General features: G+C 51.4%; 9 protein-coding genes and 1 pseudogene. 1 reads left to right on the plus strand and 9 read right to left on the minus strand.

Annotation, left to right across the window (positions count from 1 at the left end):
• Positions 1-68: 68 nt before the first annotated feature.
• The 8 genes and pseudogenes from RT644_RS12470 to RT644_RS12505 form a co-directional block, all read right to left on the minus strand.
• Positions 69-455 (minus strand): hypothetical protein, encoded by a 387-nt coding sequence (locus tag RT644_RS12470; protein WP_313626867.1) that lies wholly within the window; start codon positions 453-455, stop codon positions 69-71.
• Positions 456-1,170: 715 nt separating this feature from the next.
• Positions 1,171-1,689: a DUF4303 domain-containing protein gene (locus RT644_RS12475; RefSeq protein ID WP_313626868.1), complete on the minus strand. Its 519-nt coding sequence runs from the start codon at positions 1,687-1,689 to the stop codon at positions 1,171-1,173.
• Between the two features lie 15 nt (positions 1,690-1,704).
• Positions 1,705-1,950 carry a hypothetical protein gene (locus RT644_RS12480; protein WP_313626870.1) on the minus strand — a complete coding sequence of 82 codons (246 nt, stop codon included), beginning with the start codon at positions 1,948-1,950 and terminating at the stop codon, positions 1,705-1,707.
• A gap of 129 nt (positions 1,951-2,079) precedes the next feature.
• Positions 2,080-2,780: pseudogene (locus RT644_RS12485) on the minus strand (RHS repeat-associated core domain-containing protein); the annotation flags it as partial.
• 79 nt (positions 2,781-2,859) lie between these two features.
• Entirely contained in the window at positions 2,860-3,294 is a 435-nt protein-coding gene (locus tag RT644_RS12490) for a hypothetical protein (protein ID WP_313626871.1), read from the minus strand.
• Positions 3,295-3,311: 17 nt separating this feature from the next.
• Positions 3,312-7,871, minus strand: coding sequence for an RHS repeat-associated core domain-containing protein (locus tag RT644_RS12495; protein ID WP_313626872.1), 4,560 nt, complete (start codon positions 7,869-7,871; stop codon positions 3,312-3,314).
• A gap of 2 nt (positions 7,872-7,873) precedes the next feature.
• A complete protein-coding gene (locus tag RT644_RS12500; protein WP_017458296.1) occupies positions 7,874-8,293 on the minus strand; it encodes a DcrB-related protein in 420 nt (139 codons plus the stop codon).
• Positions 8,293-10,218 (minus strand): type VI secretion system Vgr family protein, encoded by a 1,926-nt coding sequence (locus RT644_RS12505; protein ID WP_020455631.1) that lies wholly within the window; start codon positions 10,216-10,218, stop codon positions 8,293-8,295. The genes RT644_RS12500 and RT644_RS12505 overlap by 1 nt, the downstream gene beginning before the upstream one ends.
• A 531-nt stretch (positions 10,219-10,749) precedes the next feature.
• Between RT644_RS12505 and RT644_RS12510 the strand changes: the two genes are divergently transcribed.
• Positions 10,750-11,454, plus strand: coding sequence for a GNAT family N-acetyltransferase (locus RT644_RS12510; protein ID WP_020455632.1), 705 nt, complete (start codon positions 10,750-10,752; stop codon positions 11,452-11,454).
• A gap of 150 nt (positions 11,455-11,604) precedes the next feature.
• On the opposite strand, the gene RT644_RS12515 is transcribed toward RT644_RS12510, so the two are convergent.
• Entirely contained in the window at positions 11,605-13,026 is a 1,422-nt protein-coding gene (locus tag RT644_RS12515; protein WP_097406454.1) for a hypothetical protein, read from the minus strand.
• Between the last annotated feature and the right edge of the window lie 5 nt (positions 13,027-13,031).

A 13,031-nucleotide genomic window follows, 5' to 3' on the forward strand; every position in this document is an offset into this window, starting at 1 on the left:
CTTATAAATTTCAAACAGATTCTCAAGGAAACAGTCCTGAATAAAATCATCTAGATACCTATTTATCGCTACCGTCCCCAGGACAAAGTAAGCATTCTCCCGGGCCTCTGAAAAAACAAAATCATCATGTTTATTATTGATTTTTTTATTTTCTTTTTCCTATAGTCAAGTAAGTCAGAGGAGTGATTTACCTGTAATGTCTCTAAGTAATTAGAAACGGCTTCATATGCTTTGTCGAAGTCAGCATTACCTCGTAATTTTCTCCTGTAATTTTCAATAATATCCAACCAAACCACATACCCCTTGGGTAACTCTTGGTCAAACGCACTTTCAAAAGCCTTATCGATTTCACGTATTATTATAGTGTCAAATTCAAAAACCCCGTTTAACTCTTTGAAAAACTTGTCTGTAAAAATGAATTCTACAGGTTCCATAACTTTTGTGAGATCATTCATATTTATCACTAACCGTGTTTATAAAAAATATTAGACCAGAGTGAATTTGTTTTTGCATTTTCAAGTGCACCACCAGCTTGATCCATATCGAAAGGCCTTATGGGATAGCCATTCTGAAGGCCTTTCCGGAGTATATTTTGCACTTCTTTTTTCTGTTTACGTATTGCACCTTTAGGCTGTGTAATATCTATTTTGTTCAGTAGCTTTCTTTTCAGATTTCCTTTCAAAAAATAAAGAGGCTTTCAGATACCACTCAAGCTATAAAATAATTTACTCTCATTTAAATAAATGCCCCGCAATTTAATATTTAATGCAGGCATACACTTACACAGCTCACTATATAGAGCATAAAAAAAGCATTGGAATTACAGTCAACAAAAAAACACAGAAAAAATTAATTATTACTCACATCAATTACCCGGAAAAATAAACAAATAAATAAAAAGCCATCATTTCATCCAGATTTGTTAAGCACATCAATCACTATAATAAAAATAAAGCACTTCAAAAAAATTAATGTCAAACAATGTTAAGGGGCTTATCATCTATAAGGTTTTATATGTCGGTGCTTTTATATAGTAATTAGTCACAAAACCATCTCTTACTTGAATAATATGTACATTCAACTTAACAGACTGCTGGCACTATTCCATAAATACCAGCATTTTTATTTATACCATTCAGAGTAACTTAGCCAGTACAGAACCAATCACATTCAGTCATATCTCGAAAGAAAATAAGACGAGATCGATTTATCATTTATTAATCCTGCAGATATATTCTCAGTTCTTTCTGCATCATCATCATCAGTAATAGATACAAACAATACGGAATCATTTAAGGCTGGCGCAAGCTCACTTAATTTTATTTTTTTTAGTGCATTAATAAGTGCTTGAACAAGTCTGTTCTTAAATTGCAAAAAGTTCGCTCTATCCGGAGATTCTCTTAGAGCCTTACTAATATCAGAAAAATTTTCCGCAGAAAATCCTTCGTATGCCCATTCTGATGTAGCCCATTTATAATAACTTTGTGTCTCTCTACTTTTATCTTTTTCAGCATCAAGGATCGAATGCAAGCGCTCCTCAGAATTTGCGCTCAACGATACTGTCATAGCGCTACTGTCTGTATAAAGCGAGAACGCATAAAAATTTTCAGTAGAATATTCAGTAAGAAGTTTCTTGATGGCATCAAACGCAGCCTGGAAACATTTTTCTTCCAGTTCATCCCTGTTCATATATCACCTCTAGGTTCAGCTTCCAAATACTTCCATCCCAATTCTCTGAAGTGCTGCTTTCATCTCATTTGTAGCTTCAACTGCATTTAATCCGCGGCTACTTATGACTTCATGTGCAGCTTCAACTTTATTTGCAACAAGTTTTGCATTTGCAACAGTATGGCCTCTGTTTTCTGCCCACATAAGCGCAGACACATCTTCAACTGGGTTAATTTCATATTTTTTCAGAATATTTCTACTCCTTTTTAAAGCTTCCTGCATTGGTGGAGACCTTGGAAAATCTCCTTAGAATACAATGTGATGGGCATGAGGGTTAACCATCGATGTTGGAGGCGTTGTTCCTGACCTCCTTGCGAAATATGTTCCCCAATCTCTATCGAGGCACGTAGATGCCAGCCCCCAAGGATCCACCCAAGTAAGCGGATCCACCATATACGTATACGTATTCAGCCCACCCAGTAACCCTATCGGGTCCATCTGGGTGTTGCGCCCGCCGCAGGGGTCGTAGTAGCGGAAGGTGTTGTAGTGCAGTCCGGTTTCCCGGTCGAGGTACTGACCATGGAAGCGCAGGTTCTGCGGTACGTCCCAGTCCGCGTTGCTGTTTTCCCGCTCGCCGCGTCCCCAGGTGGTGGAAACACCCTGCCAGACGACATCGCCGCTGCTGTCGGTCACTTTTTCTGGCAGACCGTTCAGCTCCGTGTGATACCAGTAAACCTCCGCATGCCCGCCACGGCTGTCGACGCGGGCCAGCGGTTCGTAGCTGTTTTCCGTGTAGATATACTGCACGGCCGCGTCCGGGTTGCTGTCGCTGTACTCGCCAACCATCTGCAGTCCCGACCACGCGTACTGCGTGCGTTCCGCGTTGCGGGTATGGCGTCGCCACACCTGTTTTCCGGGCGGCGACCGAGTGCGTCATAGCGGTATTCGGCCCGGGTGAACTCTGCGTCGCCCTCAATAATTACCTGGCTGATGCGGTGTTCATCGTCATAGCTGAAGCGCTGCACCGTGCCGCGATGGCTGTCGTGACGTTCGGTCATGCGTCCGAAACCGTCATATTCCCAGCGCACACCCTCCAGCCGTTTCAGCAGGTTGCCCGGTAAAAAACCGGGAAACCGTGGTTCCTTATAGCGATTACGTCATTAAAATATAAATATTTTTAATCACATAAGATTATATACCGCTAAATTCATATTTAGATGCAATTACTTCAGCATAACTATCGTAACCCATTATTAAATAGTGTTTAAGATTCAATCGATTATTTGGATCATAAACCAATCCTTTATCTCTCAGTAATTCAGAGTTAGTAACGCAGTAAACTCCGGGATCCGGGTTTATTCCAGTTTGCTCCCAATAAGTAAGAGGATCATCAATTTTCAGACTAATTTCGTACTCATCATGATTAAACTCGGAAAAGTTCAAAGATATACATTTAACCTCAGCGACATTACTAAAATTAAACGTAACCGCATGATATTTATCATGTCTAAAATCATCCAAACTCTGAACTTCAACAGTTAACTTTACACCATTGGATTCTGTATAAATAACTTCAATATCTGTAGTTGAAATTCTAAAGCTTAACTTTTCTGGTGCTAATATCATAAAAACCCCTCCTAAAATTAGATACATTTACCAATAGTTTTCACAAGGCCCGTACCATCCTTATTCCTTGTTATATTAATACTTCTTGATGGTGGCCGATATTTAATGTCTTCAACCAAGTGTTTAGGAACATGCTCATATGGAACATATATAGCATGTTGAGGGAATTTCCCGGACTCAACTAACGCAGCCAACCCTCTATTGTTTAACGTCACAGCCTTGCCTGTTATCGGATCAGTTGTGTACGAAATAACAAATGTATCAGGACTAATTCTCCCCATCCGAATATCTTCGGCAACATCTAATATTGGTCTTCCCGCGATTGAATCTGCCGCCTGGCTACCAATATTACTAAATTTAGGAGCGATCCTGTTTTGCCCAAAATGCAAATCAGCAGGAAAATCGGTTATTTCACCGTGAGCAAATGGATCAAAACTACTCAGCCCCAGCGGATCCACCCACCCCAGCGGATCCACCACATACGTATAGGTATTCAGCCCTCCCAGTAGCCCTATCGGGTCCATCTGGGTGTAGCGCCCGCCGCAGGGGTCGTAGTAGCGGAAGGTGTTGTAGTGCAATCCGGTTTCGCGGTCGAGGTACTGCCCCTGGAAGCGCAGGTTCTGCGGCACATCCCAGTCCGCGTTGCTGTTTTCCCGCTCGCTGCGTCCCCAGGTGGTGGAAACGCCCTGCCAGACAACGTCGCCGCTGCTGTCGGTCACTTTTTCCGGCAGACCGTTCAGCTCCGTGTGATACCAGTAAACCTCCGCGTGCTCGCCACGGCTGTCGACGCGGGCCAGCGGTTCGTAGCTGTTTTCCGTGTAGATATACTGCACGGCCGCGTCCGGATTGCTGTCGCTGCACTCGCCGACCATCTGCAGCCCCGACCATGCGTACTGCGTGCGTTCCGCGTTGCGGGTATGGCGTCGCCACACCTGTTTTTCCGTGCGGCGACCGAGCGCGTCATAGCGGTATTCGGCCCGGGTGAACTCCGCGTCGCCCTCAATTATCACCTGGCTGATGCGATGTTCATCGTCATAACTGAAGCGCTGCACTGTGCCGCGATGGCTGTCGTGGCGTTCGGTCATGCGTCCGAAACCGTCATACTCCCAGCGCACACCCTCCAGCCGTTTCAGCAGGTTGTCCCACACCGGCAGTAAATCCGGCGTGGTGCGGTTGTCCGCCGCGTCATACCAGAAACGCTCCTCGCCGGTTGGCTGAATACTCTGCGTCATGCGACCAGCCGCGTCGTAGCCCCACAGCGACTGACGGTATTTCTCCGCAGGGGTTGGCGGCGCGCCGTCGGTATACATCTGGCGGATAATCTGGTCGGCGCGATCCCACTGGTAGCGGCGTTCGAAGACCAGCCGGTCGCGCACATTGTCCATGCAGCGGCGCTGCGTGATGCGCCCGGCGATATCGTACTGCGTCTCCAGCTCCAGCGCGCCCAGCGTGCGATGGGTTTCGCGGTGCAGTTTGTCGCGCTGGTAGCCGGTAATAGGCAGCGTTTTGCCGCCGAAGACGAGCTGCATCTCCAGCAGATGCCCGGTGCCGTAGCGCAGGTACTGCATCTGCCGCCCGTCCGGGAACGTGGTGGCGCTGAGGTTACTTAATGCGTCGTACTGGTGTTCGAATTTGCCAGCGTGGTTCTCCTCGCTCACCAGGTCGCCAAGTTTATTGCGGCGGAAAACAATCACTTCTGCGTTTTCCGGTTCGCGCATATCAATCGCCGCCTGACGCCACTCGCTGTAGACATAGCGGCGCACTTCCGTTGCCAGTTCGCTATAGCGATACTCGGTGCGGTGCTGCTCGGTTTCCCGCGCGATCATGCGCCCAAGCGCGTCATATTCGTAGTTCATCACCTGCGGCGGCAGGTTGCTGCCGCTAACCGGGTGGCGCACCAGCGTGGCCACTTGTTGCAGAGCGTTGTACTGATACTCGGTTTGCCGACCGGCGTAATCATACTGGCGCGTCAGCAAACCGGTGGCGGTGTAATCAAAGCGCCATTGCTGGTTGTTGGCGTTGGTTAGCGTCACCAGGCGACCCGCGCGGTTAAAGCGGAAACGGGTAACATGCCCGGCGGGATCGACAGCTTCTGTCACTTGCCCGCGCGCATTAAGCGTCACTTTCCGCTCGCTGACGCCATCTACGCTCTGGCCGCATAACAGACCGGCTTTGTTGTACCTGAACAGGGTTTCGCGGCCATCGGCGCGGATGAACGTTTTGAGGCGACCTGCCGGGCTCCAGATATAGCGTTCGGTGTTGCCCATCGGATCGGTGGTCAGCACAAGCCGACCGGCATCGTCATACTGGCGGCGGCTCAGGTTGCCGGAGCAATCCTCTTCGCGGATCAACTGCCCCAGCGCATCCCACCAGAAGCGGTGGCTGTTTTCCAGCGCATCGATACGGCGGAGCAAATCGCCCTGGTCGTTCCACTCAAAGCGGGTCACCCCACCTTCCGGGTCGGTCAACGACACCACATCGCCCGCCAGGTTGTACTCATAGCGCCAGCTTGCGCCGTCCGGTAACACCTCGGTCAGCGGGAAGTCGTACAGCGGGTGCCAGGTTTTCAGCGTCGCGCGATCGAGCGGATCGCGCTCCAGCGTCATGTTGCCGCGATCGTCCCACGCATATTCCCAGCGACCGCCGTCCGGCTGAATCACCGCAAGCGGCTGCTCGGATTTCCCCGACCAGCTAAATTGCCAGTTGCCGCCGTGCACATCGGTGTAGTCCGTGATGCGGTACAGCGCATCCCAGTGGTGCTCACTCACCACGCCTTCATCGTTGCTGACGCGGGCATAGCGTTTGGTTTCATCGGCGTCGATACGCCAGTTTTCCAGCACCGCGCCTTGCTCGTCATGCACCTGATAGGCGCTCACGCGCCAGTGGCTGGAATCGGCTGCGGGTCGCCACTGGTAATGGACGGTTAAGCCGGTCGAAAAGCCGTGCCAGGCCAGCATATCGCTGGCGCGATCCCAGCCAAACTGGCGGGTAACGATATCATCAGCGTCGGTAACGGCAATCAGTTGTCCTTGTTCGTTATAGCGATAGGACACCAGCAGATGGCGCGCGCCGCCGTAAACCTGGTAAACCGCACGCAGTCGTCCGAACGTTGCTTCGTACTCCAGTTCCACGTCCAGCGCTTCGTTATCGCTGAAGATACGTGCCAGTTGACCTTGTTCGTTCCAGCTAAAATAGTGGGCGTTTTCGTGGCGGTCATACAGACGGTGCATACGCCACTCGCCGGGCCGTGTTGGATCCGGCTCATAAATCTGCTGCTCGCCGTCGCCGGTTTGAATAACCATTGCGCCGTTCGGGCTGCAAAACAGCTTCAGGCCGTCTTCCGGGTAGGAGATCATATCGCCGCTGAGCACTTCGCCCAGACCCAGCTCGCGCCCGCTCATATCGCGGAAGATCAACTGGTTATCGGCCAGGCGCAGCAATCGTGTTTCAAACGGCAGCATCCAGCCGGTGCCGAGCATGCCGGTGGCGCGGTTGCGGCTGTGATAGATACGCTGCCAGTAAAGCGGCATGCGATCTGGCAGCACAAAATCGAGATCCTCTTCTTTGGCGAGGACTTTTGCGCCGGTAGGAATGTTCACCGGGAAGGCGGTATTCACCGCGCTGATGGCTGCGGCGGTAAGAACCTGTGAAATGGCCATTCCGCCGAGCGGGCAGATGATCTCTTTGAGCAGGCCGCGAATAAGCTGGCGCTCACAGGCCATTTTGATCAGGCGCGACAGCGCGCCAATACCCAGGCTCCCCAGCAGGTTACCAATCAGGTAAGCCAGCTGGTTTTTGCCGCTGCGGATATCGCGCACGGTAATGGTTTCACCGCCGATGCGCACGCGCGGATCTTCTTTGACTTTGATTTCGGCTTCGCAGGTACTTTTCTCGCCGTTGCGCGCGGCAGGCTGGTTATTGATTAAAACGGTTCTGGAGCCCTGGGCGACAAAATTACTGCTGGTAACCATGTGCCCTTTTTTGCAGTCGACATTATCTTTCGGCATCGGGGTGGCATGCGGATCGGCGCTCTCCACCATCGGCTGCGTCAAATCTTCCCACAGGTTGGAGCCCCACTTTTTCATGTCGTCGAGCGTAAGGTGGCTGGCGCGTTCGGCAACCGCCAGCAGCGCCGCACTCGGGTTCAGGGCGGTTTTCATCACCGCCGCGGCGCCAGCGAGGGCTAACATGCCGATGGCTGCCCAGTCGATGCTCTCATCGGCAGGCGCGGCGGCAAGGTTTTGTAAATAGTCCCTGTCTACCGTCGCGGCGGCGCGCGCGGCATTTTTCTTCATGATAAAGACATCGTCCGAGCCGGATACGATATGCGCATCCGGCGGTCCGGGGTCGATGAGCGCATCCACCATTTTCCCGGCCGCATCGCCAATTTTGCCCAGCGTGCCGCTGACCATCAGTGCGCCAATCGCCACCGCGCCCACCACGGCGCCAATGCCCGTTCCGGCGACGAACATGATCCCCAGGACAATCGCCCCTTCTACCAGCCCACTGACCATATCCGCCAGCGCAGAGCTATGAACCAGCGGATCTTCAATGCGGGCCGCGATGTAATCCGTCATCCTTACGCCCTCAGCTGTAAACCTGTACGGATTGATGTCCAGAACGCATCTGCGTCCGTATCAAAAGGCATGGTACGGCTGAGCGTCAGCACCAGCAGGTGATCGTCAATGCGGGTCACGGCGAGTTTTTCATATATCACCGCGCCCTGGTTTTCGAAACGCAGCGACACTTCGCGGGCCGGCTGCCCGGCAACCGTGCTGTCCTGCGTTTCACCCGTCACCACTTTGCGCATGCTGCGTTTCACTTTCGCCAGCTGCTGGTTCAGGAAACTCTCTTCGTCGCCGGGTTTGATATCCCACGCGCGGGTGATCACCAGCGTGGCATTATTTTCTTTAAACTTCAGCACGTTAATGCTGCGGTCCTGGTAAGCATCCGGCAGCGTGAGTTCGCCTTCGGAAAGTACAAATTGCGCCGTCGCCATTATTTATCCGTCCCTTGATTAAATGCCGCTTTTACCGCCGCCTGGATCTGCGCAATGGTGGGTTGCGCATCTTCACCTTTTGTCGGTTTTGTCAGGTTTAAATCCAGCAGGCCTGCGGTGTTGATAGCCCCCGAACCGATAGCATCGATCTGAAAATCCACGCATTTCAGCGTGACGGTGCCGTTCGCGCCCAGCGTCAGCACCGATTGCCCCGCCACCAGTTGAATGCTGTTGTCAGAAGCCTGCACCAGCGGCCCTTGCACCATCTGTGTAAAGCCGCCGCCAACCAGTTGTTCGTGCGAAAGCTGCGTCGCCTGGGTGTGTTTGCCCGCTACCGAACCGGTGTAATCCCGCGTGACGCTCACGCTTTGTGAACCGCCGACGGTATGCGTCTCGTCGTTTTTGACGTGCGTATCCATGTTGCGTTCCGCCTGGATCCACACCTGTTCTTCGCCTGCTTTATCTTCAAAGCGCAGGGCGTTGGCGTTGTCGACCGAACCATCTTTCGAGCGGCTAAGGAAGCCCATTTGCGTGGCGGCAGCAGGCAGCGCCCACGGCGGCATACTCGCTTCGTTATAGACACGTCCGGTGATAATTGGCCGGTCCGGGTCGCCGTTGATAAAGTCGATCACCACTTCGTCGCCCACGCGCGGGATCTGTACGCCGCCGAAGCCCTGCCCGGCCCATGCGCTGGAGACACGCACCCAGCAGGAGCTGGTGTCATCGCCTTTCGCCAGCCGGTCCCAGTGGAATTTCACCTTCACGCGGCCATATTTATCCGTCCAGATGCTTTCCCCCTGCGGGCCAACAACACGCGCAGTTTGCGGGCCGTACGTGCGCGGCCACGCGGTTTGCTGCGCCGGGCGAAACACCACCGATGAGGGGATAACGCTGAAATCAATGCGGTGAATGGTTTCGCTGTCAGCACCGCTGGCGTAGCGGTTCTCTTCAAAAAAGTAGTTCGCCGCCGTCACCAGATACTCGCCGTTATCGTTAAAGAACGCCGCATTGGTCAACTGGAACGTACTGCCCGGCACAATACCAATCGCTGTCGCCGTGCCTTCAATTTGCTGATGCTCCACCTGCCAGCGTTCCTGGCGGATGCGGGCATAAAACTCGCCGTGACCGTGTTCGACAAAGCGCCCTGGCCAGTCATAAACATCGATGGTGCCCGGCGTGGGTGAACTCGGGTTTTGCCGCGCCTGAAACAGCCACGCGTTGGGTTTGCGGAAATCGTAGTCATCAAGACTATAAAGCCCCGGCGTTACGCTATCTTCCAGCGCCCACTGGCTGATGCCTTCTTCATCGGTGCTGCCACCGGAAGGAGTCTGGTGATAAGGGATGGTTTCGTAACCACTGAAGGGATCATGCTGAGTCGCCGCATCCGTCAGCACCAGCGTGTGTTTGTCCGCTTCGTGGCGGAAGTGGTAAGCGATGCCTTCCAGCTCCATCAGGCGGCTGATGAAATCAAAGCTGCTCTCCTGGTACTGCACGCAGTAGTCCCAGGTGCGATAGCTGCCGGTCAGTTTGTCTTCAATGTTGACCTGGTATTCGCCGAGCAGGGTTTTGACGATTTGCGGTACTGTCTGGCCCTGGAAGATACGCAGGTTGCGGTCGCGTTTCATCGGCCACAAATCCGGCTCGACGGTGAGTTGATACACCGCATACCGGGTGCCGGAAAGCTCAACGGCGCTCACCGCCACGCGGGTGATTTTGCCGTTAAGGTAGCGCGGCGCGCCGGTCAGCGTTTGTGTTGGTATTGCGACAGTCACCGATTTACCCAGCAGCGTGCTGCGGTCCATTCGCGCGTCGGTGCCCAGCAACTGCAGGTTAAAGGTGAAGGCTTCGGACAGCGCTTCCCGTCCGGAGATTTTCCAGAAAAGCAGTCCATCGACGGGTAACTGAACAGTAATTCGATTGCTCATAAATCGGATCCTGACGTAGGGACATGCACGATTCCGGGTGCTGTCCAGAAGTTTAACGTTACGGGTTTGAGAAAAAGCTACCGCACGATTGCTGTAAACAAAAAGATCAATATTGTCTGGTTTTTCGCGGCAAGAAATGCCAGGAATTATCCTAATCCGCGATTAACCTACTAAAAAAAGAGTCATTTTTTTACAAGCAGACGCTGAATAATCGCTAAAAAATGACGCTTAGGCCAAATCTCATACCGCTAAATTGCTATTGCGCTGTTGCAGCCGTGTTATTCAAAAATGCTAAGTTAAATTATGCAATACCTGTTTCGCGATTATTATCCCACTTTCACGCGAAAGCGCAGACACGCCAGATGAAAAGCAGTATAAGTTTTTAAAACACCCGCCGTTATATTATTTCCGTGATTATATAAAGTCTCATAATTATATGCCGATAAAATATAGCTCTATACACCATTACCATTTAACACCCATTAAATAAAAGTTAAGCAGGATTAAATTCGTAATAATCAGGAGGGGATAATGGAATTTTTTAATCAGTATGGACAGCGCATTGGTCAGGAAATCCAGGACTGGACAAAACGCCCGCTGCCAGAAAAAATTTCGCTTAAAGGCCGTTACTGCGACGTTGTACCGCTTGTCGTGGATCACGCGGAAGATCTCTTCCCGGAATGGCAAAGCATTGATGATGACCGGGACTGGACTTATCTTGAAGATCCCCGGCCGAAAGATATGACCGCATGTTATGCCTATCTCAGAAATCTCGCGTCACGTCCTGACAGAATCTATTTCGCGGTACAAGATAAAGCCGATAAGCAAATAAAAGGCATTTTCTATACCGGGAAATTCGATCAGGAAAATGGTTCTTTCGATATTGGCGACGTTAACTGGACGCCGTTAATGAAAAGAACCCGGATGAGTACTGAAAGTCTTTATCTTGTTTTGTCTTACTTTTTCGATCAATTGAAGTATCGCAGATGTGAATGGCGCACCGGCAGTTATAACGCGGATGCGATTCATTCGGCGGAACGCATTGGTTTTGTGAAAGAAGGGATTTTGCGCGAAAAGAAAATCCGTAAAGGACGGCTGAGCGATATTACGGTGTTTTCAATTACCGTGCGCGAATGGTCGGGTCTCTCCTCAATGATGAATGGCTGGCTGAACGAGGATAACTTTGACGGTCGTGGTCGCCAGTTGCATAAACTCTCTTCATTCCGCCGCTACTGATAGCGCCATGCGTTGATTCATACCTCAACGCATGGCACTTGCGAATAACGCGTTTACACGCTCTGCATTGCCTGCACCGGCAGGTGAAACCCGCCCAGGTGGCCTGGTTAACGGTGGTACCTGAGCCGGTCGGCTCAGGTCTACGTTTAACTAGCGTGTTACCTCAACATCGGTCACTTTCACCGGTGTCTCTTTGCCTTTTTCCCACTGGGTTAACGGCATAAAGACATTCAAATCAGACAGCCAGGCCAGCGTCTCTTGATGCGTTTCGCCATCACTTTCAATCTCGCAGACCACTTTCCAGTAACGCCCGCTGAACGCACTGTTGATCTGACGCGCATCATCACTGCCGTTCACTTCGCACCGGCGATTAATCACCGTGTTCTTCTCACCTTTACCCGTTTTCGGTGCAACCGTATCAAAGGTAAATTTCTGCCCCTGGTACAGCGGAAAACGCAGATTGGTGTGAAGTTCACTGGTTACCGTTGGTGAATAACTCAGACTGATGGCGCCTTTTAACTGTCCAAGGTTGCCCATCGTCAGGCGCTGCGCCTTGAACATTTTGTAGTTTTCCAGCAGCAGCATGAGCCCGTTGGGTTGCACATCAAGTTGCATCGGTACGACATCGTTATCGCTCCACTGCATGTTCCATGTCAGCTTTTTAAAGCGCGGTGTGGCCCACGGATTAACGATTTGCAGAGCCTGCTTTTCGATATCTGCGCGCAGCGGGAACTGGGTCATCCATTGCGGTGAATTGTTGGTGAAGTCTGGCAGACTTGGGCCAAGGAGGGTGGAGACGCTTTTTTTCTTCGTTGACGGAACATACACCCCTTCCCCTTTAAACGCAGCAGGCGTGCTCATGGCGCAAAGCTGTTTGAACGCAGCGACGGTGGCCGGTGTGTTGACAAACGTGTCCGCGCGACGCTGTGCCGCTTTACCGGTCAGGCTGTCCGAGACATAACCTTCGGGCGTGATATCCAGCCCGGCAATCACATTGTCATGCTGGGTTTCACAGTTATAGCCATGTATTTCAAGTTTCAAATCGTAGGGCGCGTCATACGGCGGATCGAAAGTGATCTCGCTGTATTCAAAGCCAATTTTAGCGATTACCAACTCATTAACCCGCAACACTGAAGCCGTATCCAGCAGAATTGGCGTCTCATATTTCGACATTTTCTCGATATAAACCCAGCTTGGGTTTTTCAGTCGGGAAGCCTGGCAAAGATTTTTAGCAATATCATCCAGCGCGCTTTGGGGTTTTGGTTCCGCGTAACGCTCGTAGCTGTCGCCGTAGAAGCGACGAATCACCGCCTCTTGATCGTCAAGCATTTCCCAGTACAGCTTCACCGCTTTGTTGGTGGTGCAATCAAAACCATCCCAGCGGTTAATGTGCTGCCCGTCGCTGAAAACCAGCTGGTTCAGGGCGGAAATACGGTCATTCACGCGCATCATCAGTAAGGGGTTTACGGTGTTGCTGACGATTTTTTTGCCCTGGATTTCAGGGTAATCAGTGGCTTGTGCGCTAACAGCGACAGCCAGCAGTGCAGGCAGGAGTAACGTGCCGGTTTTCATTTTCA

Origin of the sequence: Kosakonia sp., assembly GCF_032104925.1 — a bacterium.
In the GTDB taxonomy this organism is placed as follows: Bacteria; Pseudomonadota; Gammaproteobacteria; order Enterobacterales; family Enterobacteriaceae; genus Kosakonia.

Bases quoted from the DNA above. Each gene is read 5' to 3' on its own strand.
- RT644_RS12470 (WP_313626867.1), bottom strand. From the start codon at position 455: ATGAATGATCTCACAAAAGTTATGGAACCTGTAGAATTCATTTTTACA.
- RT644_RS12475 (WP_313626868.1), bottom strand. From the start codon at position 1,689: ATGAACAGGGATGAACTGGAAGAAAAATGTTTCCAGGCTGCGTTTGAT.
- RT644_RS12480 (WP_313626870.1), bottom strand. From the start codon at position 1,950: ATGCAGGAAGCTTTAAAAAGGAGTAGAAATATTCTGAAAAAATATGAA.
- RT644_RS12490 (WP_313626871.1), bottom strand. From the start codon at position 3,294: ATGATATTAGCACCAGAAAAGTTAAGCTTTAGAATTTCAACTACAGAT.
- RT644_RS12495 (WP_313626872.1), bottom strand. From the start codon at position 7,871: ATGACGGATTACATCGCGGCCCGCATTGAAGATCCGCTGGTTCATAGC.
- RT644_RS12500 (WP_017458296.1), bottom strand. From the start codon at position 8,293: ATGGCGACGGCGCAATTTGTACTTTCCGAAGGCGAACTCACGCTGCCG.
- RT644_RS12505 (WP_020455631.1), bottom strand. From the start codon at position 10,218: ATGAGCAATCGAATTACTGTTCAGTTACCCGTCGATGGACTGCTTTTC.
- RT644_RS12510 (WP_020455632.1), top strand. From the start codon at position 10,750: ATGGAATTTTTTAATCAGTATGGACAGCGCATTGGTCAGGAAATCCAG.
- RT644_RS12515 (WP_097406454.1), bottom strand. From the start codon at position 13,026: ATGAAAACCGGCACGTTACTCCTGCCTGCACTGCTGGCTGTCGCTGTT.